This window comes from Pedobacter superstes (assembly GCF_037622515.1).
GTDB lineage: Bacteria > Bacteroidota > Bacteroidia > Sphingobacteriales > Sphingobacteriaceae > Paradesertivirga > Paradesertivirga superstes.
In genome coordinates this window covers 751,705-776,201 of record NZ_JBBJCN010000001.1, presented here as the reverse complement: position 1 = coordinate 776,201, position 24,497 = coordinate 751,705, and the positions used below count along the sequence as shown (strand labels likewise).

At 40.9% G+C, this 24,497-nt stretch carries 13 protein-coding genes; all 13 read left to right on the top strand.

What is annotated here, in order from left to right; translation table 11 throughout:
• Positions 1–6: 6 nt before the first annotated feature.
• The 13 genes from WG906_RS03450 (at position 7) to WG906_RS03390 (ending at position 24,491) form a co-directional block, all read left to right on the top strand.
• Positions 7–1,893 carry a RagB/SusD family nutrient uptake outer membrane protein gene (locus WG906_RS03450; RefSeq protein ID WP_339991125.1) on the top strand — a complete coding sequence of 629 codons (1,887 nt, stop codon included), beginning with the start codon at positions 7–9 and terminating at the stop codon, positions 1,891–1,893.
• Positions 1,894–1,929: 36 nt separating this feature from the next.
• The gene (locus WG906_RS03445) at positions 1,930–4,959 is read left to right on the top strand and encodes a SusC/RagA family TonB-linked outer membrane protein (protein ID WP_339991124.1); all 3,030 of its coding nucleotides are present in this window, start codon (positions 1,930–1,932) and stop codon (positions 4,957–4,959) included.
• A 22-nt stretch (positions 4,960–4,981) separates the two neighbouring features.
• The gene (locus tag WG906_RS03440) at positions 4,982–6,754 is read left to right on the top strand and encodes a RagB/SusD family nutrient uptake outer membrane protein (RefSeq protein ID WP_339991123.1); all 1,773 of its coding nucleotides are present in this window, start codon (positions 4,982–4,984) and stop codon (positions 6,752–6,754) included.
• Positions 6,755–6,872: 118 nt separating this feature from the next.
• Positions 6,873–7,850, top strand: a complete 978-nt coding sequence (locus WG906_RS03435; protein WP_339991122.1) for a DUF5627 domain-containing protein — start codon at positions 6,873–6,875, stop codon at positions 7,848–7,850.
• 24 nt (positions 7,851–7,874) lie between these two features.
• Positions 7,875–9,563, top strand: a complete 1,689-nt coding sequence (locus WG906_RS03430) for an endo-1,4-beta-xylanase (RefSeq protein ID WP_339991121.1) — start codon at positions 7,875–7,877, stop codon at positions 9,561–9,563.
• Positions 9,564–10,387: 824 nt separating this feature from the next.
• A complete protein-coding gene (locus tag WG906_RS03425) occupies positions 10,388–11,029 on the top strand; it encodes a DUF6266 family protein (RefSeq protein WP_339991120.1) in 642 nt (213 codons plus the stop codon).
• A 54-nt stretch (positions 11,030–11,083) separates the two neighbouring features.
• Complete coding sequence (locus WG906_RS03420; RefSeq protein WP_339991119.1) at positions 11,084–11,722, top strand: DUF6266 family protein; 639 nt, start codon at positions 11,084–11,086, stop codon at positions 11,720–11,722.
• A gap of 1,600 nt (positions 11,723–13,322) precedes the next feature.
• Positions 13,323–14,354 carry a right-handed parallel beta-helix repeat-containing protein gene (locus WG906_RS03415; protein WP_339991118.1) on the top strand — a complete coding sequence of 344 codons (1,032 nt, stop codon included), beginning with the start codon at positions 13,323–13,325 and terminating at the stop codon, positions 14,352–14,354.
• A gap of 1,343 nt (positions 14,355–15,697) precedes the next feature.
• Positions 15,698–16,783, top strand: a complete 1,086-nt coding sequence (locus WG906_RS03410; RefSeq protein ID WP_339991117.1) for a right-handed parallel beta-helix repeat-containing protein — start codon at positions 15,698–15,700, stop codon at positions 16,781–16,783.
• A gap of 80 nt (positions 16,784–16,863) precedes the next feature.
• The gene (locus WG906_RS03405) at positions 16,864–17,421 is read left to right on the top strand and encodes a hypothetical protein (protein WP_339991116.1); all 558 of its coding nucleotides are present in this window, start codon (positions 16,864–16,866) and stop codon (positions 17,419–17,421) included.
• Positions 17,418–18,098: a fibrobacter succinogenes major paralogous domain-containing protein gene (locus tag WG906_RS03400; RefSeq protein WP_339991115.1), complete on the top strand. Its 681-nt coding sequence runs from the start codon at positions 17,418–17,420 to the stop codon at positions 18,096–18,098. The genes WG906_RS03405 and WG906_RS03400 overlap by 4 nt, the downstream gene beginning before the upstream one ends.
• An 886-nt stretch (positions 18,099–18,984) precedes the next feature.
• A complete protein-coding gene (locus WG906_RS03395; RefSeq protein ID WP_339991114.1) occupies positions 18,985–21,198 on the top strand; it encodes a fasciclin domain-containing protein in 2,214 nt (737 codons plus the stop codon).
• Positions 21,199–21,215: 17 nt separating this feature from the next.
• Positions 21,216–24,491, top strand: a complete 3,276-nt coding sequence (locus WG906_RS03390; RefSeq protein WP_339991113.1) for a SusC/RagA family TonB-linked outer membrane protein — start codon at positions 21,216–21,218, stop codon at positions 24,489–24,491.
• Positions 24,492–24,497 lie beyond the last annotated feature (6 nt).

Below are 24,497 nucleotides of genomic sequence, written 5' to 3'. Positions count from 1 at the left end.
ATTGCGATGAAAAAATATATAAAAACCATATTGCTCATAGGGATGGTATCTTCTATGGTCGGAGTAGTTTCCTGCAAAAAGTATTTGGACAAGGCTCCTGAATCCATTGTATCAGAAGAAACAGCATTCAAAGATTTCCGCAATTTCCAGGGATATACAGAAGAAATGTATAACTGTATTCCAGACTTTACCAATCGTTATTGGACAAACAGCTGGAACTGGGGTGAGGACGAAATTCAGTCGACTTCATTTAACTTTCACATCGTTAATAAAATAGACCTTGGAGATTTCTGGGGCTGGCAGAGAGAGTTTGATGGCTGGGGTGCAGGCTTTATGGATAACAATGGAGCCAACACTAACAACGACAGAATGAGCAAAGGCTTATGGCCATTAGCTTGGTATGCCATCCGAAAATCTAACCTTGGTTTGGAAAATATGGAGCTGATGGTAAATGCCACAGACGAAGAACGCAATCTGATTAAGGGCCAGCTTCTGTTCTTTAGGGGATGGTCTCATTTCATGCTGATGCAATATTTCGGCGGGCTGCCTTACATTGACCATGTTCTTCCCTCTGATGAACCTCTTAGGATGCCACGCTTGAGTTATCAGGAATGTGCTGAAAAAGCTGCAAAGGATTTCAGAGAAGCGGCTGATTTATTGCCGATTAATTGGGATGAAACCGTTGCCGGCAGAACCACTCTTGGAAAGAATAAGCTGCGCATAAATAAAATTATGGCGCTGGGATATCTTGGCAAGAATTACCTCTGGGCTGCTAGTCCGCTTATGAATTACGAGTCTTCAGATAGTAAAAGTTATAATGTTGAACTTAGCAAAAAAGCTGCGGCTGCATTTGCTGAATTGTTGCAGCTTACTGAAAGCGGCGCTACTCCTTACCAACTGTTGCCATTTGCTCAGTACAGTACCAACTTCTATACACGAGGTCAGAACTTTATGATTCCGGGCGGTACCGAGGCTATTTTCCAAGGGCCATACTGGGGTGCACACGGGTCTACATATGGTACAGCAAAGCAGTATACCACTTTGGCGGCTGGCAGTGAAAACCTGGTGTTTGCGCCAACAGCCAATTACGTTAATAATTACGGTATGCAGAATGGATTACCGATCCCAAATTTAGCCCAGGCAGATGCTGCCTCCGGTTATGATCCTGAGTTTCCATGGCGTAATCGTGATCCGAGATTCTATAATGATATCGGTTTTGATGGAGTAAAAGTCATTCAAGGTGCTCTTCCTGCAAATGTGGAGCCGAATCGCTATGCTAATCTATTTACTAATGGAAGTTATCGCAGTGATATTTCAGGCAGCCGTACAGGTTATATCAATTATAAGTTTATTCCCCGTACTGCCAATGGATATGATCAGGGTTGGAATTATGGTGAAAATCTTAATATCAAGGTTCCTTACATGCGTTTAGCTGACATTTATTTAATGTATGCTGAAGCGGTTACAGCTGGCTATAATTCTGCTGCTGCAACAGCGCCCGGATTTAGCAAATCTGCTGTCGATGCAATTAATGTTCTCCGCGACCGCGCAGGAGTTGGTCGTGTTGCGGCAAAATTCCTCGCTTCTTCCGACGAATTTATGAAAGAAGTTAGACGCGAACGTGCAGTAGAGCTTGCATTTGAAGGCCATCGCTTTAATGATCTTCGTCGCTGGTATCTCTTGGCCGAGGATCCTTATACTTTGAAGACTAAGATAGAGTTCAATAGAGCCGCGCCACTTGATCCTACGAAAGATCCAAAAACGAATAAAGTGGCTAACCTTAGTGAGAAAGTGATCTTGCAAAGACCGTTTTTAGAAAAGCATTACTGGCTTCCGTTAAAACGAGCCGATGTTAATATGTATCCGGAGTTTAAGCAAAACCCAGGTTGGTAATTTTGGGAATTTTTAAGATCAGATAAAAAAGACAAAATGAAATATTCAAAAATAGCAATGGCTCTGTGCTTATTACTCACGCTGATGATCGGTGTGACAAAGGCTCAGGAGGCCGTTAAAATATCTGTTAAAGCTGTTGTTCGAGGGGCAAACGGCGAACCAGTTAAAGGAGCAGTAGTAAGCAACGAGACGAGTAAGATTAATATAACGACAGACGATCGCGGGATGTTTTCGGTTGAAATTCCTTCTGAATCAGTACTGGTCATAACTGCACCCGGTTATAAGCCTTCACTTGTTGTTGCAAGCGCGGAACTGGAAAAAATTGATTTGGCGAAAGACATTCGTTCAATACCTGTGGCTTTCAAATCGGTAGACGAAACAGACCTGCCTTCAGGGGTATCTAATGTAAACGTGTCACAGCTATTTGAAAAGAATTTCTTTACATATGGTTTAGACGGCATGGAAGCTCTTGCGCCAGGATTCAACGGGAATAACCTGTGGGGAATGAATTCCTCTCTGGTTTTGATTGACGGTGTTCCGCGGGACATTACTAGTGTTACGCCAAATGAGATCGATCAGATAACATTCCTGAAGAGCGCTTCCGCTGTTGCTCTTTATGGAAGCCGTGGCGCTAAAGGTGTGATCATGATAACAACCAAAAGAGGAACGGAATCTGATCAGAAGATCACTGTGCGATCTAACGCCGCCGTTAACGCGCCCAAAAGATTCCCTCAATATCTTGGTTCTTCTGAGTATATGACTCTTTATAACGAGGCCCGGGTCAATGATGGCTTAGGAGCTTTATATTCTAGCGAGACAATATATAATCATTCGGGAGTTAACCCGTATCGCTATCCAAGTGTTGATTATTACTCTTCAGATTATATCAAAAATAGCTTTGGCCGTTATGATGCAGTAACTGAGATCTACGGAGGAAACGAACGAGCTCGTTATTATACGAATCTTGGCTTTAACTCCAATGGTTCCCTGTTAAATTTTGGTGAGGCCACGGATAATAATACCACAAAGCGTTTTAATGTCCGCGGAAATGTTGATATGAAGCTTACTAAAATCCTTAAAGCGCGTGTGGATGCCAGTGCCGTATTTTCAAACGGCGGGGGCGTAAATACCGATTACTGGGCTAACGCTGCATCCTTACGTCCTAACCGCTTTACTCCGCTTATTCCAATAAGTTTGCTCGAAGAAAACGATCAGGCGGGCTGGGCAGTGGTTAACGCTGCTAAAATCATTGATGGTAAGTATGTGCTTGGAGGTACCTCTTTGGATCAGACCAATCCTTTTGCTGCCATTTATGCCGGCGGTGATAACAATTTTGTTCAACGCGAATTTCAGTTTACCACAGGGGTTGACGCGGATTTAAATGGGGTGTTAAAAGGGCTTTCCTTTAATACCAGCATGGGCGTAGATTATTGGAACAGGTATAACCAGGGGTACAGAAACGGCTATGCTACTTATCAGCCATCCTGGACTAATTATTCAGGCACAGACCTGCTTTCCGGTTTGCAGATGTTTGGCCAAGATACCAAAAGCGGAAATGAGGTTATAGCTGATAGTTGGTATCGTCAGACGATTTCCCTATCAAGTCAGTTAAACTATAACACAGTAGTTAATAATCGCCATAGTATTTCGGCTATCTTAATGGGGGCTGCTTATCGTCAGTCAATGTCCGAAACTTATCAACCAACAACGAACTCCAACCTTGGATTGCAGTTGGGATATAATTTTAGCAGAAAGTATTATGCCGAGCTAACAGGTGCCTTTGTACGTTCGCCAAAGCTTGCTCCAGGTAACCGCACTGCATTTTCGCCTGCGGCTTCAATAGGCTGGAGAATTAGCGAGGAATCTTTCCTGAAAGATGTTTCCTTCCTTGACAATCTAAAGCTGACAGCATCAGCCGGAATATTGAATACCGATCTTGATATCAATGACTACTTCTTGTATGAAAGTATTTATACTGGAACGGGTGGTAACTGGTATGGCTGGAATGACGGTGCGGGAACTCAGTCAACCGATTCTCGTCGTGGTAGTAATCCGGATCTAAAAATGGCAAGAAGAGAAGAACTTAGTTTTGGGATCGAGGGCGCTATGTTTAAAAACCAGCTAAACTTCGGGGCAAATTTCTTCCGCAATAATCTGACTGGTAATATCGTACAGAGTAATGTGCTGTTCCCGAGTTACTTTACTCAGGGATTCCCGAACTCTTCATTTATCCCCTATGTAAACTATAATAACGATCAGCGCACAGGAGCAGATTTTCACCTGAACTTCCACAAGCAAGTTGGGGCGGTCGACTGGACTGTGGGTACCGCGGCTACTTATTATACTACAAAGGCTACAAAACGTGCTGAGAATTTTGAAGACGCGTATCAAAATCGTCAGGGGAAACCTCTCGATGCTATCTGGGGCCTTCAAAGCGATGGATTCTATATGGATGCCAGCGAAGTTGCCGCTGCTGATGGCATAAGCAACGCCAAACCTGCATTTGGCCAGGTAAAACCGGGTGATATCAGGTATATAGACCAAAACGACGATAATGTTATAAATGACCGTGATCAGATTTATCTTGGTCGTGGCGGATGGTTTGGTGCACCTCTGACATTGGGCTTAAATCTTTCTGCAACATGGAAGAATTTAACTCTGTTTGCCTTGACCACCGGCCGGGTAGGAGGATCTGCTGTAAAAAGCGACAATTATTTCTGGGTTAACGGCGAGGATAAATATTCGGCCGTGGTTAGAAACCGTTGGACCGAAGCAACCAAAAATACTGCTACATTCCCAAGACTTACTACACTTGGCGGAGATAACAACTTTAGAACCTCCGACTTCTGGATGTACAGTACAGACAGGTTCGATCTGTCTAAAGTGCAGTTGTCATACAAGATTTCGAATAAGGTACTTAAAAGTAAGTTTATCAAAGAAATAGGCGTGTATGCTGCCGGTTTCAACCTGCTAACGGTGGCCAAAGAAAAGGAGATTTTAGAAATGAACCTTGGAGGCTCTCCTCAAACCAGGATGTACAACTTTGGAGTGAAAGCCCTGTTTTAATTGGATTATAATATTAAACAACATGAAGAAAATTTCATTACTACTTGCAGGAGTCGTTTTTACTCTGATGGGCTGTGAAAAATTCACTGAACCTGCTCTTCAGAATAACGGGGATTTCGAAAATATATATACCGAGCCAAGTCTCGCTCACGGGATTCTGCTTAACGGATATACCCGCCTTCCCACAAATGGTTGGTCTTTTAATGACGTTGCCACAGATGATGCTGTAAGTAACGACGCCGCGAACAATTTCAGAAGGATTGCTACCGGTCAGTGGTCATCTGCATTTAATCCCCTCGACCAGTGGACTAACACCAGATCTGCTATTCAATATTTGAATATTTTTCTGGCCGAAGCCGACAAAGTTACCTGGGATTCTAAAGATCCTATGATCAACGACATGTTTAGAGATCGTTTGAAAGGTGAAGCCTACGGACTTCGGGCATATCATATGTTTCATCTGTTGCAAGCTCATGCAGGCTTCTCGAACGGTGTGTTATTAGGTTTCCCTCTAGTGCTTGAACCCGAAAGTCCTACTTCAGATTTCAATAGGCCCAGAGCTACTTTCGACGTTTGTATGCAGCAGATCTATAGCGACCTGACTAAAGCAGAGGAGCTTCTTCCACTTGATTATAACGATATAGCATCGGCGTCAGTGATTCCTGCAAAGTACGCGGGGGTTAAAGTGGAAAACTATAATAGAGTTTTTGGCCGACTGTTTAAGCAAAGAATGACAAGCCGCATCGCCAAAGCAGTTCGTGCAAAAGCAGCCCTGCTGGCAGCAAGCCCTGCATTTAGCTCTGGCGGTACTACCACAACCTGGGCGGACGCAGCGAATCGTGCTGCAGAAGTTTTACAACTGAATGGATGGCTTACTAACCTGGATGCTAATGGTGTTACCTGGTATGATAACAGGGCAGAGATTGACGCTCTGGCTTCCGGAGGTACTCCTAAAGAAGTGTTATGGAGATCCAACGTGGCCTCAAGCAGCGACCTGGAGGCAGCACATTACCCACCTACTTTATTTGGTCAGGGCAGGTTAAATCCTACGCAAAACCTGGTGGACGCTTTCCCGATGGCGAATGGATATCCTATCACTAATTCAACATCCAGTGGCTATAATTCTGCTACACCATATGCAAGCAGGGATCCACGTTTGCAAAAGTATATCATATACAATGGAAATACTGCTGGACCAACAAATACTGCCATCAACACAACGGCAGATGGCCCGACGAATGATGCTTTATTAAAAGTAGAAACCTCTACCAGAACCGGATATTATATGCGTAAGTTGCTGAGACATGACGTAAGTCGTAACTCTGCATCTATTAACAACCAGAAACACTATAGGCCGCATATTCGCTATACGGAGTTATTCCTTATTTATGCAGAAGCAGCAAATGAAGCATGGGGACCATTAGCAACCGGAGGGAATGCACACTCAGCTTATGACATCATTAAAGCTCTGCGCACCAGGGCTGCTGTAGGTACAGCAAACAATCATGCTTATCTAGAATCCATTAAGAGTGATAAAGATGCTATGCGGACATTGATAAGAAACGAAAGACGGATTGAGCTGGCCTTTGAAGGATTTCGTTTTTGGGATTTGCGCAGATGGAATTCGGATTTAAAAGAAACCGCCAAGGGCGTACGTATTCTTCAAAATATCCCCCAGTCTCCTTTCGATGTAGAAACGCGTGATTTTCAAGACTATATGAGATTCGGCCCAATCCCTTATAGCGAAACTTTGAAATTTAGCGAGTTACAGCAACAGCAAAACTCAGGATGGTAAATGGGATCAGGCCTGCGGGCCTCTTACCCGATTAAAAATTTAATCAAACCATAGGCGCAATGTGCTCAGTATACTTAAAGGTTACGTTCAATTGCCGCTGGTTAAAACAATTATAGTGATGAAAAGACTACTTAATATTTCACTGGTGCTGATAGCAGCACTTAGTTCTTGTAAAAATGCGGAATGGGAGTTTCCTGACTCTGGAATGCAGTCAGTATACTTCGCCTATCAGGCACCCATCCGGACGCTGACTTTAGGCGAAGATATCTTCGACACTTCATTAGACAACCAGCATAAGCTTCAGATTATGGCAACTACTGGTGGGGTTTACTTAAATAAAGAGGATATAACGATTGGCATAGCGGTAGATAATGCCTTAACACAGGGACTTAAATTCGCTCCTTTACCTTTAACTGGTAATGTCATTCCTATGCCCGGCAATTACTATACCCTTGCATCCGACAAAATTGTTATTCCTAAGGGACAGTTAATCGGAGGAGTTGAAGTTCAGCTTACTGATGCCTTTTTCGCTGATCCACTGTCTGTAAATACAACTTACGTTATCCCTTTAAAAATGACGGGTGTTACCAACGCTGATTCAATGTTAGCGAACAAAAAGCACATCCTTTATGCTGTAAAATACATAAATCCATGGCATGGACTCTACCTGCGCAGAGGTAAGGATGTAGCGGTTGGGAAAGCTGGAAACACCTCATTAAACGAAACTAATATTCGCCACATGCCATATGTGGAAAATGATGAGGTAAAGCAATTGAGTACACTCTCCCTGAACAAAACTTTATTCCCTGTGACTTTCAAAGGAGCTGGCGGAACCAATATTAATAGAACTCTGCTTCTGACTTTTGATGATTCAGGAAATTGCACCGTATCTGCTTCCGACGCTACTTTTGTCGCCAGCGGAAACGGGAAATTCGTAAAAAGAGGTGAGAAGAACAGCTGGGGTAATCAGGATCGCGATGCTCTTTATCTGAATTATCAGGTAGAATTGTCAGACAGAAACATTACGACTGCTGATACCCTCGTACTTCGCAATCGTGGTGTCAAAGCCGAAATATTCACACCAATAGCTAACTAATTGTCAACCTTAGATTTTTAGAATATGAAATTCTTTAACAAAATAGCACTAGGTCTTGTTGTATCAGTTGGACTGGTTTCCTGTGAAAAATATGAGGCTCTGGAGTTTCAGGTAGAAAAGCCGGTTACGTTCGCTGAACAAGAGCAAATAAACGCCTACCAGCCATTAAAATCTTATCTGGACAGGACTGCAAATCCTAATTTTAAACTTGGTGCAGCGCTTTCATTGTCTCAGTATACTCAAAAGGGCTTGATGTACAGGCTCGTAAACAGTAATTTCGATGAAATTGTTATGGGGTACGACATGAAGCATGGAGCGGTAGTTCAGGCAAACGGAACGTTGAATTTGACCAATGTGACAACATTGCTGGAAACAGCTTCAAGCGCTGGTATATCAGTTTACGGTCACACTTTAATGTGGCATGCCAACCAAAATGCAACTTATCTGAAAAGCCTCATTGCGCCGGTAGTGATTCCGAATTCAGGTGGCCCAAGCTGGGACCTTGTTACAGGAGCCGACTTCGAAACAGACGCTGCGCCAAATTACCAGTCCAATACAAATGCAGTAATGTCATTTACAGCCGCGGGCCAGGGTGCAAACGGTTCTGGAAGGGCTTTGAAAGTGACAAATGCCGCTGTCCGTACGAATGACTATGATGCGCAGTTGTTTTTAAAGTTTTCACCTGGCGTTCAGGTAGGCGAAAAATATCAGCTTATTATGAGCGTTCGATCTGATGTAGCAGCTTCATATTCTACGCAGGCCCACGTTACCCCCGGAGCTTATAAACACTGGGATTTCTTTGGTACTATTTCTTCAACGCCTACCTGGGCTACATATACGAAAGAAATCACTGTTACTACAGACATGGCAACCAGCGGTGCCATCGCCTTCAATCTCGGAAAAACTGCAACTTCCTTCTACTTCGATAATATAACTCTAAAGAAGTATAATCCAACCGGAGGAAGTACTTCCGTTGAGAAAACAGCCGACGAAAAGAAAACTATCCTCACCAATGCCCTTGACACCTGGATTAAAGGAATGCTGACCGCTTCAAAGGGTTACGTTAAAGCCTGGGACGTTGTAAACGAGCCAATGGATGACGCGAAGCCAGCCGAACTAAAGACTGCTGCAGGCAGAACGAATATACCTGCAGACAATTTCTTCTGGCAGGATTATTTAGGTAAAGATTATGCCTTAAAAGCATTTCAACTGGCCCGTCAATACGGCAATTCGACTGATATCCATTTCATCAACGATTATAATCTTGAATACGATCTGAATAAATGCAGAGGGCTGATAGCCTACGTTAGTTACTTAGAAGGTAAAGGCGCAAAGATAGATGGTATAGGTACTCAAATGCATATCGATGCTACATCTGACAAGACAAAGATTGACGAGATGTTTAAGCTTTTAGCTGCAACAGGTAAACTTATAAAAGTGTCTGAACTGGATATGGGCCTGGGGGCGAATACAAAAACACCACAAGCCACTCCTGCACAATACGCTGCACAGGCAGAAATGTACAAGTATGTGATAAAGAAATACTTTGAACTTATTCCTGCCGCACAACGATACGGAATAACAATCTGGAGCCCGCTTGATAGCCCGGCAGGTTCAAGCTGGAGGGCTGGTGAGCCAATCGGTTTATGGACAGAAGGATATGTACGTAAACCCGCGTATGTTGGTGTTGCCGACGGATTATCCGGAAAATAGAGAGTGTCTAAGCTTTTTCTTTAGGGTTATGGTAATAACCTCAGAGAAAGGATAATAAAATACATATTCAATTAGGTACAGGATGGTTAATAGCTATCCTGTACCTTTTTGCATTTTAGGAACTATTAGTACAGTTGATTTTCCAGGCTAAAGTGAGGTAGTGTCCGTGAAAACTACTTCAAATAATTAGATAGAGGTATATCATAGAAAGATTGAAATATATTTCTATTTTAATAATAGCTTGATCTTTGCAGCTCATGGGTAGTAGAAGAAATATATAGACGTTCGACTTCGACGTGCTTTCCCTGTTTTTGCGTGAGGAGTAGTAAGCACTAATGGGCAGGCAGCTTGAATGCCCTGTTTTTGTAATCCCCGTTTGTCATCTCGACGGGCAGGAGAGATCTAATGAACGTAGCGCATTTTTACCACCCCAAGATCAGGTGTCACATAATGTCAGGTAAGATTTCTCCCTGTGGTCGAAATGACAAAGGGCCTGGTCGCAGCACCCTCTTTTGTCATCGACGATAGGAGTCGATGCCTTCGGCCGCATACCTTGTTCAGTTCTCCTTCATACTTTCTTTACCCTTTGTTCAGCTCAGAACGCTCTGAAGGCGGTTTTAGCTGAACAAGAACTGAACAAGCACTGAGCAAGTACTGAACAAATGCCCTTTTTCAGGGTCAATAGAGGTCAGTACGGGGTCAGATAGGGTCAGCTATTTTTTTGCTCGTTTTCAGCCTCTACTTTCGTTTCAGCAGCACAGCGTACCGGTACAAACAGAGTGCTGAAATTTTAATTAAAAATTCAAAACTTAAAAAACAAGATTATGGGAACTTATTCAAAAGGAATCCTCGGTTCATTTTCCGGCAAGGTCGGAACAGTAGTCGGAAGCAATTGGAACGGAATAGATTACATGCGCAGCTTACCGAAGAAATCATCAAAAGCGCCAACGGACAAACAGCTGGAGCAACGTGTTAAACTAGGTCTTGCGGTAGGCTTTCTTAAGCCAGTGAGCCCTTTAGTGGGTATTGGGTTCAGGAAAGTGGCAGTAAACAATTCAGGCTTTAATGTAGCAACTTCGCTGATTGTGAAGGAGGCCATTACCGGCACCTATCCCGATTATTTGATAGATTACACTAAAGTGATGTTTAGCCAGGGCGATCTTACCGGTCCGTGGAATGCGGCAGCCTCTTCTGTAGATGAGGCTGTGCTAACGCTAAGCTGGACCGATAATACAGGTTCAGGCAACGCAAAAGCTACTGACAAAGCGATGCTGATGATTTATAATCCGGCAAAATCCCAGTATGTATATACCACCGGAACTGCTCTTAGGAGTGCCGCCACAGAGGCAATTACTCTGCCCGACAGCTTTTCGGGAGATACCGTTGAGGTTTGGATGGCTTTTATCTCTGCTGATGGTAAATTGGTATCCACAAGTATATATCTGGGATCCACCCTTGTAGCATAATTCAGGGAACCGGGGCAACCCGGTTTCTTTTTCTCACCATCAATTTTAAGGATCATGGCAATTTTAGTAAATAATGTTCTGGGAAGTTTTAGGGGAAAAGTGGGTGATATAATAGGTTACTGGAGCAAACAAGGGTATCGCATACGGAAGGCTCCGGCAAAATCATTGAAGGAAGCAACAGAGGCGCAAAAAACACAAAGGGCAAAGTTCGCCCTTACCTCATGCTTTCTTAACCCGCTCAGGGAACTTTTACATCTGCTTCCCGAAAGAGGGAAGAAAAAGCAGACAGCTTTTAACAGCGCGTTCAGCAGGGTCAGCAAAGAAGCTGTATATGGCTCCGGCGACGGTTGTTTTATTCGTTTTGAGGCTGTTAAGCTAAGTTCAGGAAACATGCGCACGGGCTACATGCATGCACTATCAGTTTGCGGCTGGAGGATAAACTTAAGCTGGTGTCATCATCATCCTGTTACTTATGGAACCGCTGTTCTTCTGGTCTATAATTCCGTAAAGAAATGCTGGGTTTACACACTGTCCGCACAGAGTGAATCAGGCAATTCAGTACACCTGGATGTTCCCTGTGATTTCAGCGGCGACAAGCTGGAGATCTACTTCTTCCTGATAGCCGCAAGCCGGAAAGATGTTTCGGATACGGTATACCTGGGATCGCGAAGTATTGACGAAGAAGGATGTTGAAGGATGAACGTAAATCTTAAAAAAAACATAAGATAATAAGGCGATTACAGCTTATATCTCCTGATGATAACCCTAAATATTAAAGATATGATAACATTGAATTTGGGCAGACTTAATCTGCCGCCGCTACTACGTATTAAACACGAATACCTCCATCTGGGTATCTGGCTGCTGGTATTCCTTTACTCACCCCGCTTATTAAGAGAGATAGACATCACGTCGGCGCCGACCCGAAAGTAGCAAAATTTAAAACATCTTAGATTATATTTAAAAATAGAGAAATGATTAGCAAAGAGATTATTAGAGTACAAACTCTGACTCTATAAAATATTTGTCCAGTGGGTTGCTCATTTAAAACCTCGAACAACGGAATCAAAAATTTAAAAACGGTAAGCTTTGACTTTAAGTCAATGCCTGACGAGGGCCAATCTCAAAGCCTTTTTAGACTTACAATTGAATGTAGGTTTGGAAGAATACGTCCCTTAGTTTATAATTAAAGGAATATTGACTAAATTTAAGCCAATTAAGATAAAGCGTTCGTTGACAGTTATTTTGACAGGTAAAATAAAAAAGCCTTGTAACTATCTCTAGTACAAGGCTTTGTTTGATTTTCTGTGATCCCGCTGGGATCGTATTTCTCTAGCACAAGCTATTGATTGTCAATATGTTGCAAGTCTTAATCTTGCATAGGTAACCGAAAAGGTAACCGACTTACTTGAATTGGTTCGCACTTACATGAACGATTTCATTAGTGCTAAGATAGCCATTTTTCGATGAAATTACACATTCAAATCTGGAATTTTAACAATCATACGGCTCTTACGGTAAACGAAATTGAGCTTATTAAAAAGACAACGAAACTAATAGTGCTATTAGAATGGAAAAACGTTGACTAGGGCTAAATCCAGCAGTCTTTTAGATCGGTAGAGAGCTTAGTCATACTCGAGCACAGAATTAAACGATTGTCCGGGTAAATTATTTGGCGCTGGGGAGACCCTCACTTCGCGACTACTCTCATCACATTTTCTGAATCCTTACTGTTCACCTGTTCTCCGGGCGCTCTGAAAAGTGGGCGAACAGGGATATCTGTTGTGTGTCTCAATGAGCTTGTAACGCTCTTTCTAGTCGTCGACGACTTCGAATCTTTAATTTGTCATAAATACATTAATACCGCTAAAAGTACTATGACTGAATAGTATTCTAGGTGTTTTCGAACGATAACACTCTATTGTTCGAAAAAATGTATTTTAAATTTACCTCTGTTAACATAGACACCATTTTTAAACCATGGTGATTAATAGTTTAAACCAATTTAAACCAACCACCACCAACCAACAAAAGCTAGTATTTGTATGTTCCTGCAACTCAAAAAATGTGCATTTACTGCTTCTATATATAGAATTAATCAAAAACTAATAAACCGAATAGCTTGACATCGTTCGAAATGCTTGTCACCTAATTGCAGCTAGAGGTCGCTTAGATTAGAATAGCTACCTATCATAAAAAACAAGTTAACCATACGTTCATCTTATGTCAAGACTTTAACAAGAGGAAGCCGAAAATCTTAAGAGTAGGCACTAACTATATTATAAAACCAATAATGACAAAAAGCAATTTTTTTTTGGCTTCGCTACTAAAAGTGACAGCGTTTGCTGCCGTGATCGTAATTGCAAGTTGCAATAAAACTGACAGTTCTTTGAGCGACAATGCTCTAGTGACTTCAGGAACTGGTAAAAGTTCTGCAAAGGTTTCTGCCGCCTATACAAACGAGGTGCGGGCTTCTGGCAATAGTTACGTCTGGCGTATCAATGGAGTTGATCAGGGAAGCACCAGCAAGCTGGCAGACGCGATTAATAACTGTATAGGAACCGGAAACCGGGATGTTCATGTTATAACAGGTGGTAATTTATCAGCACAAATTAATCTTCAACCTGGCTTAAACTTATATTTTCATAATAATATCCTTGCCAAGAAACATAATGGATACGGTTTTTTTAGAGATGGTGGCGGACCTATCGGAATCTTCGATATGACTTTAACCGCCAGCCAGGGAATGGGAATACGTACCAGTCGGGCAAGCAACGTTACTATTCAAAATGTCAAAATTATTGGCGGTAGCATAGGTATTCGTATCGACAGCCATCCTAGCCGCCCGTATGAAGATGGTCGCTGGGTTAAAAATATTGACGTTTCGAATTGCACCTTTGAAAACGGCAGCAGCCATGGATTGGAGACTTACGGCGTAGACGGTTTTACAAGCACTACAATTATTGCCAAAAATATGGGCGAATGTGGCGTATTGCTTAATAAAACTATCAATGGGACTATGGGAACGGTAGATGCTTTCCGATGTAATTACGGCGGCGGTTATGCAGGTTTGCGCCTGGCGAACACCTGTGAGAGAGTTACAATCAATCAATTGTTTGCCCGCGAATGTGGCCGTGGCTATTTCGTGCTGTCCGGTAGTAATAATTGTAAATTGAATAATGCGCAAGTTTTCGATACCAGTGATGCCGGCATCTGGCTTGAAAACGTTGTAGCTTGCACAGTTGAAGCAGGTTGTACCAATGAGGGCGTGTATGTTACCGGAGATCGCAGCTACGCTAACGTTACCCAAAACTGTACACCATAAGGCATAGCTTATCTAACGTTAGTAAAAACAGAGTCAAAAAACAATATGATTCCACTATTCAAAAAAGAGGCTATCTTAAAAAGAAAATCCAGCCTGCAAAACAGAATTAAAATTCTGAAGGACTTTTTTAAAATACCTTTTTAAAGCAAAACGCTCAATTTTCAGATTGGAAATTGAGCGTTTATGTTATTAGGATAAAATCTCACAAAATTTATTTAGCAAAAAGTCATCGAATTCCTCTTTTGAGACACCCTCTTTTTGTTTGCTCCGCCAATACCCGAACAATCCATCTCATACCAACCCTTCTCGAACGATGTCATGGTTTTCTTCAACGGAAACAAGCGCGTATCATAGCTTGCTTTATTACTCGGCAATTCCCCCATATAAGATGGAGTCTATTCAACTCGCCTTTTGCGTATACCATTCTGTTCCTAAACCGACACAGTTAATCTTAAATAAATTGGAAGGGTTCCTTCTGTGCAGTTCTCAGGCTTTAAACGTAGAATAACACTCTCAATGATTTTTTATGTTTTAGACATTAAATGAATGAATAAAATTACTTCTAATGTTCTTTTTAAACAAGACGTTTAAATTTTGAACATCTGGATTTCGCGATTGCAATTATTGCATTTTCTTTTCGTCCGTGGTTCATTATGCTGAATCCTTGCTATTCATGTCTTCCGGCAGGGCGCTCTCGAAATAGGCAAACATTGATATTCTGTTTGATCAGATTGCTATCTGCTGGCTAGTTATAGAGCTTGCTACGCTTGTACGGTGTTATAATTGAATAGTTTTACAGGTATTTGCGAATGATAATGCTCTATTGCTCGAATAAATGTATTCTAATTTTACCTCTGTTAACCTAAGTTATAATAACTCCTTTTTTTACTTATAGCTTAACAGATTAAACCAATATAAACCACAAACCAAAAAAAGCAACCCTTTGCTAGTGTGATCATCCATCGCGAAAAATGTGCATTTGTTGCAACTATATAGAACTAAATAAACCGAATAGCTTGACATAGTTCGAATTGATGTTCACTTAATGAAAGTATTGCAGATATAGGTTGCTTCTGATTAGCCACTTATGATAAAAAATAAGTTAACATCATTTCACCTTCGTCAGGACTTTAAAAAGAGGAAGCCGAAAATCTTAAGAGTAGGCACATAAATAAATTATAAAACCAGCAATGATAAAAATATTTTTTTTAGGACTTCGGCTCCTAAGATTCTACCGTCTTAACTGAAGCGATATTCGACGGTGTTAGCTAAACCTATTCCTTATCAAAAGGTGCCTCTATAACCAATTATCAATCAATTAATAATTAACCAATCAAACAAAAATGAAAAGAAAAATTTTGAGTGTAGCTATGCTTAGCGTGGCTTTGATTTCAAGCATGATGATAGTATCATGTAAAAAAGATGACAGTGTTTTTACTCAGGAAGTTACAGGTTCGTCTAAAACTGCAGCCAAAGTTTCTGCAGTCAGCGGCGAAGTCGTTTCATCTGGTAGTTCGTGGATCTCTAGTGTAAACGGTGTTCAGGTGTATTCAGGCACAGATTATGGAGATGCTATTAATGCAGCTATTAATAATTTAACTCCTGGTAGAACAACGAAAGAATGGGTTTATGTTAGAAATTCGGGTAACGCGGGTCCTTCAGGCGATGCTGTTAGAGGGGTTGTTTTGCAAAGCAATACAGGTCTTGATTTTACCGGTACCACTTTTAATGCTACAGATCAGGATTTACTAACCGTTCCTGTAAGAGCAGATAATAAAAGCAATATTGAGGTTAAAAACCTGCACGTTATAGGTTATCCTCGTTACGGTATCTGGTTTAGGGGCTGCAGCAACATAATTCTTACCAATATAACTATGGATCTCCAAAGCCCTGGCTTGGGAATAGGTATTCGTGTTGATAATACAACAGGCAAGTCAAGTAACCTTGCTATCAATGGAACATTAGATTTTGTAGGTGGTGAGCATGGTATTGAGACTCTTGGAGTTACAGGTATTACTATCAGCGATATAAGTGTGAGCAGAAACAGAGGATGCGGAGTGCTTCTTAATAAATCATCGAAAGCAACTATAGGAACCGTTACAGGAAACTACAACAACAATGGCGGAGGTTATGCAACTTTCCGTGTAGCTAATGATAATGGTCCTGAGATCACTGTGACCAAAGTGTATTCACGCAATAGCGGACGTGGTTTCTTCAGTGTTTCTGGTAGTGGTGGTACTACAATCGGTACTGTTGATATCGCAAGTTCTACTGACGGTAATATTTTGCTTCAAGATGCAGACAATACATACATTAATGGAGGAACTTCTGTAGCAAGTAATAATGTGCGAAACATTCAGCATTACAACACAAGGAGATGTGTTACTAAGGTAAATGGTCAAACCTACACTGGTGACGGTATCTGGTAATCTATTTTTTTAGTGTAATTTAAAAATGATAATTGGTAAACCATGTACTTTGTGTACATGGTTTTTCAATATAGATAATTATGAAATTTTTAAGCATATTAATTTTAACTCTTAGTATTATAAGTTGTACTTCAACTGATCAGGACCCCTCAGTGTCAAAGGACGTTAAATACATATCGGCCTTAACCGTCGCAGAAAAGTTCATAAAAGAAGCTCTTCCTGGCTGGGAAGTAGCTTCCAATGATGATTATGCAAATTTATGGTGGTCTTTTTATAATAGAGGTACTGAATCTAATTTCATCACTTCCGATTTTAACGATGATGAAAAATCAGATTTTGCATTATTGGTTAAATCTGAAACCGAGCGAAAGCTCAAGCTTCTGTTTTTGATTGCTAAAGACGACTCGTTTAAATATTCTTTTGCCGAAGATTTTGAAAGAGAATTTAAAGGAAAGGATATTCAGTACGGACTTTTTGTTGAATCTCCTAAGAAAATTGACGTCGCTTATCCCGAAATCTCATCCCTTATTTTAGAGAGTAACGGAATTAGCCTGCATAATTATGAAATTAATAACAGGGTTTATTATATAAGAAATGATAGTATTAAAGTATTTACCGTAGATGAAACGAAACTATGATCTTTACAGATAAATTTTCCCGGCTTCCATTAATATTATTCACTTTCTCGTTCATTATTTTTTTCTATGGTTGCAGTTCTCCTTATGAAGTTGAAGATATTGACGGAAATACTTACTCTACCGTTAAAATCGGAAATCAGGTGTGGATGGCTGAAAACTTAAAAGTAAGCAAATTCAAAAATGATAATCCAATTCGTCAGCTCAACAATAATAAAACTTGGGGAACAACTACAGATGCGGCTTGCTGCTGGTATGATAATGACGCCGGAAAAGTTGAGCCCTATGGTCGTTTGTATAACTGGTTTGCTATTAACGACGCACGCGGGCTAGCGCCAGAAGGCTGGCATATCCCTACAGAAAAGGAAATTGAAGAGCTTATAACTTATTTGAAATCTGATACCAGTGCTGCGGCAAAACTTAAAATAACCGGAACAGAATACTGGTTGCCACCAAATAAAGGCGCAAATAATAGTTCCGGCTTTTCTGCTTTGCCCGGAGGATATCGTGATGAAGATGGTGAATTTCACACATTAAGAGCGAATGGATACTGGTGGACTGAAACCAGGACATATGAAATGTTTTCGTGGAGCGAAAGGATATGGGAAGGCTTTGCTGATGTGGATAGGGATAAAAAATACTATAAATTTGGGTTTTCGGTACGATGTATTAAAGATTAATTAAAAAGAATACCTAGGTTATCCCGAAAAAAAGTTTTGATCCTTTTCCCGGATCGTTACAGCGGTATACCTGTTAATGATATAATAAAAGGCGAATTTTTAATTAAAAAAAATTGGCTGTTATTAAACCGAGACGGTCCAACATTCGCTTGTGTTTCCCGGCAAGTTCTCTCACGCTTTAAGCCATCAACTAAGCCATTCAGGATAGTATTCCCAATGAGTTTGTCCAATCTGGTTCCCTCTTTCCTCTCACTTGTCAGCTGCTTCAGAGGATATCAGAACCAGTATATGCATAAGCATTTATTTCAGTTTGTGCCTCTGTATTCATATCCCCGTAAACCGTTTTTATATTGACGAAGATTATTAATCGCAAGTAATTTGACTGACGGCTCTTTATAGTAATTAGTGCATACGCAAGTTAAACGGCGTCTTATTAGATGCAGATGTTTACCTAATATTACGCAACACAATTTCTCATAAGAGTTCATACGGATCATCATGGTCCGACTCGTTTTTTCATTAGTTTAAATTAAAAAAGGGTCTGCTCATCCTTATTTAAGCTTTTCGGACAATTATACCAGTTATTCCGAACGTTATTACAAGTCCCTCCCGTTTAGCCAGTTTAAATTTACCGTCAGTTATAAGCCAATATAAACGAGAGTAGGGGTCTTCGTTTTCTTAAGCAGTTGAATAAGAATAACACAGGTTTCAATGAGCTTTCTAATCAAAATAAATGAATAGCAAAGTCTTTACTAAAGTGGTATCTAGAATATCAAAGCATTGGTCAACCTCTAAGAATGTTCTGCAGATGTTTGGATAAAGGGTATTGCAAAATAAAGGAGATTATAACATTAAGGGGGCCTAAAAGCTAATACAAATTATATATATGGAAAAATCAATACGTGTTTTATTGTGCTTTTTATCAATAATCATTTTTGTTACCAGTTGCAATAAAAAGGAGCTGGATGAATTTTATGGTCGGCCTGCAAATCTGGCTCCACCTATTTACGAGCAATTGAAAGCTAATGGATTGACCAGTATGCTGGCTGTAATTGATAAAGCTGGTTACAAGGATATTCTAGGGCAGGCCGGTTACTGGACGGTATTTGCCCCAAGTGATGAAGCGTTTCAACAATTTTTGCAGGAGAGAAACCTTTCTAGTATAAATGATTTAGATAAGAAAACAGCTACGGATATCGTACGATATAATACTGTTTATGCTTCCTACCTAAAAGCTAATATGAATGATCTTCTTGGAGCTCAATCTGGAGTTCAGGGTGCATTTAGAAAGCAAACGACCTATTATGATTTCGCATACCCTGAAGATGATAAAATGATTGTGGCGGCTAATACAAATTCTGGTTATAGTCCTGGATCCAATTATAGTCGTAATAACAATAAATACCTGCCTGTTTTTACTGATGATTTTTTTAATTATACCGCAATTCCGGAGTCGGATTATTCTACATTATTTGGAGTGCCATTCTCGGGTTTCAATGTGGGGGATGCGAAGGTTTTAAAGTCTGACATTGTTGCCGAAAATGGAGTTATCCACTCAATAGACAAGGTTTTAACTCCTGTTCAAAGTATAGACCAGTATCTTGCTTCGAACCCGGATTATAGTGAGTTTAGAAAGCTGCTGCAGTTATCTGCAAGCTATAGTACCGATAATAAGGTGCAACAAAGATATTTTGCAATATCAGGAGGCGCTACCGATCCGGTTTATATAAAGACCTATAATGCAGATGTATTAAATCTACCGGTAAAGGTTTGGCCAAATAATGAGAACACAGGATCGGCAGAAGCAGGTGGCGTTCAAATGGATATGATGAGCATAGCGGTACCCACCAACGATCAGGTAACTGCTTATAAACAATACCTGCTTGCTAATTGGGGGGGAAATGAGCTAAGCCCTGAAATGGTGATGTATTTTGTAAATGCCCATATCTGGGATACCACAGTATGGCCGAGCCGTTTGTCTAGTACAGTGAATACTTTTAATGAGCTTCCTACTTTCAGCACAGGTGATATCAGAGAAAAAAAGGTTTTGAGTAACGGGTTGTTTTATGGCATAAATAATATTTGGGAAGCCAATGTATTCAGGACGGTGTATTCGAAGCCCTTTTTAAACAAAGAATACGGACTTCAGACCCGGGCTATGAATGAGACAGCCCAAAAGGGAGAGCTGTCTAATCCTTTGATTAAAACCGCTTTGCTGATGATTTCTGACGATCAATGGAGAGCTGCTGGGTTCGACTATAATACCTTGTTTAATCAATGGGAATGGACATCCCCTGCAGGTGCATTTCAAAGAGGGGATCTGGCACAGAGACGTGTTCACCGGATACTCAATATGTCTGCATTTGACAATTCGCTTAACCAAGCTGATAACCTCAGCACCGGCTCAGCATTTCTGAAAGGATTTGGAGATGTGCCCGAATACGTAAAATATTCGGACGGCAAATTGCAAGCCTCCGGAAATATGGAGGATAATACTTTCGTCACTATAACAGGTAAAGAAGTAACTGTGAATGGCCCCGCCTATTTTACAACAGGAATGCTGAAGTATTCTGAAAAAACTCTTGGAAAATATATTGAAGATCTGGCAGTTGGAGGAACTTCTCCGGTTTTTGGAACATTCTATAACTATCTAAAAAGATCTTCTGTGTGGACGGACGCTGACAAATCCATTACTGGTGTGACGGCAGGTGTTCCATATACGGTTCTTATTCCAACTAACACTGCAATTCAGGCTGCTGTTACTGCCGGAAAGCTTCCATCGCTGACTGTTACGAACTGGAGTTTAACACAACAGGAGCAAGTTGCGCAATTTATTCAATATCATTTTCTTGCTAGAAATACACTCGTTTCTGATGGTGATCCAAGTCCGGAGAAACAAGGAAAGCAACAGACCGTGCTAACAGATGACAACTTACTGCCTGACCCTCCAATAACTTATATTGATGTTGTCAATAATAAGAATAGTATGCTGTTTACAGATAAAAAGGGCAATGTAGCTAATCTGGTTCTTCCGTCTAGCAATAATCTGGCGAACATGGCAGCTGTGCACGCGATCGACAATGTATTATTTTATAAATAAAAGATAAACCATAATAAATGAAAGCTTCTAGAATAATTTTATGCCTGATTACTGCCCTGCTTTTCAACGTCAGCGACACGTTAGCACAAGGTATGGTAAGAGGAAAGGTCATAGATGCCCGGGATAAAGGTCCTGTAATATCGGCCTCAGTTATTGAAATAGATAAGGATAACCGTACGGTAACAGGGACCGTTACCGATATAGATGGCAACTTTGCACTTATTATCAAAAATGTAAACAACAGAATCAAGATTTCCAGTATTGGATATAATGCTTTTACCTCAGCTATTGGAAATAGAAAGACGTTTAATGTTTCCTTGCAAATGAGTAGCAATCAGCTAGAAACCATAGTGATACAGGGCGCCAAGTCTCAAAATGTTGGAGGTATGCTGAATGTAAGCGAACGTCATAATACTATGGCTACCGTCACTGTAAATACGAAGGATTTGGAAGAGCTGTCAGCCCAATCTATTGACCAGGCCCTGGTCGGCCGTATGCCGGGTGTCGATTTTGGAACAACAACCGGAGATCCCGGTGCAGGGATGTCAATCCGGATCCGGGGAACTGCAAGTCTAAGTGGGAATTCACAGCCTCTTATCATCCTGGATAATATGCCCTACGAAACACAAATTCCTTCTGATTTCAATTTTGGAAATGCGGATGAGCAGAGTTACGCTAACCTCTTAAGTATCGCTCCATCTGATATAAAGGATATTACGGTATTGAAGGATGCAGCCTCTACGGCTTTGTGGGGTTCCAGAGCTGCAAACGGAGTTCTTGTGATCAATACTAAAAGAGGCTCGGTTGGCAAACCGCAGATTGCTTTTAATTTCAGAGGGGGGTTATCTAGGCAGCCAAAAACCTTCCCAATGCTTAACGGGGATGAATACGGCACCCTGATCCAGGAAATGGTCCGCAATAGATCTGGTATTCTCATGAATTTGGAGAATAATCCTGAATTTGCCTACGATCCATTCAATCCCTATTATTATTACAACTACAGTCAAAATACCAACTGGTTAGGTGCCATAACACGGACAGGAATTACGCAACAGCATGATGTAAATATTAAAGGTGGTGGTGAACGTGCTCAATATTATGCATCTGTAGGGTATTCAAATGTCAAAGGAACAACTGTAGGAACTTCATTAAATACTATTAAGACGAGGGTTAATCTTGATTATCAGGTATCTGATAAAATTACCTTTCGTTCTGATTTCGCATATAGCCACATCGATAATACCCTTAATTACACAAATCCCCGGGGACAGGCTTTTATAAAAATGCCGAACCAGTCGGATTATTTATATGACGATTTTGGCAACATAACAGACGTGTATTTTTCACCCGCTGAAAATATACAGGGGGAGTTTCCCAATTATTTTAACCCTTTAGCAATGGCAGATGCTGCCGTGAGCCGAAGTACAGGCGATCGCTTGGTTCCGAGCTTCGCACTTCAATACAGAATTTCGCCGGAAGTTCGTACAAATTTTTCTGTGCGGTTTGATATCAATAACTCAAAAAGTAATAACTTTTTACCGCAGATTGTTTCAGGAAGACCAATTTCCGATCCGATTGTGAATAACGCGCAGGATTTTGACGGCGATTCGTATGTAACTGAAGGCAAATTTGACATTTCATATACACCTAAATTTAAGTCGGAAGCGCATCATTTACAATTATTTACCTCATTACAGGCAAGGGAGAAGAACGACGTCCGTTCTAATCTGCAGGTAGCCAATACCGCATCCGCATTTTTTCAGGATCCATCTAATCCCGGAAGGTACTATGGCGACGAAACCGATTTAAGCGGTGGAGTAGGCTTGGGTCGAAGTGTTGGTGCTTATTTCGGATCTCAGTATCAGTTATTAGACAGATATGCTTTGAACGTAGGCCTGCGTGTTGATGGTAATTCCGGTTTAAGTCCTAAGTATCGCTTTTCAGCGTTCCCCTCTGTTTCTGGAAAGTGGCATGTGGCTGATGAACCTTTAATCAAGAAGTTAAATTTAAAGTGGATGGATGACTTTGCCATCAGGATGAGTGTGGGTATTACAGGAAATCGGCCGGATGCTGATTATTATAATATTTTCAGCCCAACGTCTTTTCTTAAAACGCCTTTAAATGCAAGCTATTCCGGCAGCTATGCCGGGCAGTCGGCCATCGTATCATCAAACCTGCAAATCACGAGTCTAAGAGTAGAACGTGTAACAGGTACCAATCTGGGGTTTAACGTAAATATCTTTAAAAACCGCATTAAAATTGACGCTGAGGTTTATAAGCAAGTTACCAGAGATATGATAGTGCCGGGGATTTCATTGCCGAGCTATAGTGGTTTCGGTTCTGTAGACAACAATGATGGTAAAATGACCAATACAGGATTTGAGCTTTTATTAACTACTACACCCATAAAAACCAAAAATTGGAATGTTGATTTTAACTTCAATTTTGCCAATAACCAAAACGTCATAAATGAAATATCCGAATATTTTCCAAGGGATAACGGTCAAAGGATTACCAGAAATGGGGAATATAAAACTTTCCTCCAGTTAGGTAACCCCTTCGGTTCTTTTTATGGTTTCAAAACCAGGGGCGTATTCAAAGATTTAGAGTCTACAATGGCTAAAGACGCAAGTGGAAATTCTATTGTAGATGCCAATGGAAATCCGATCTATATGCGTTTTAATTATCCATCTACTTTTTACCAGTTTCAGCCCGGAGACATAGAATATGTTGACGTGAATCATGACGGTAATATCAATTATATGGATCAGGTGTATTTAGGGAACGGTATACCGAAAATATCCGGTGGATTCGGACAGACTATTACCTATAAAGGGAGACTGACCTTGAGAACCTATTTCAATTACAGAGCGGGTTTCCAAATCATAAATGCTGCAAAGATGGGATCCATTAAAATGGATGGCTACGATAATCAGAGTACTGCAGTATTAAGACGCTGGAGAAATCCCGGAGATATTACTGATATCCCGAGAGCAGGCCAGGGACTGTTCAACTATCTTGGATCCGACAGGTTCGTGGAAGATGCTTCGTTTGTCAGAATGGGACAGCTAACAGTAAGTTATTCTCTTCCCAAATCAATTATAGACCGGTTGCGACTAGATCGTTTAAGTGCATATATCACAGCTGAAAATCTGTTTACACTGACTAAATATACAGGACAGAATCCTGATATCTCTATTATGGGTAATCAGGACCCATTTACTTATCCTCAAGACAAGTCTAACACTCCTCCAACGCGGAATATTTTATTTGGTCTTACAGCAGGTTTTTAGGAGTTA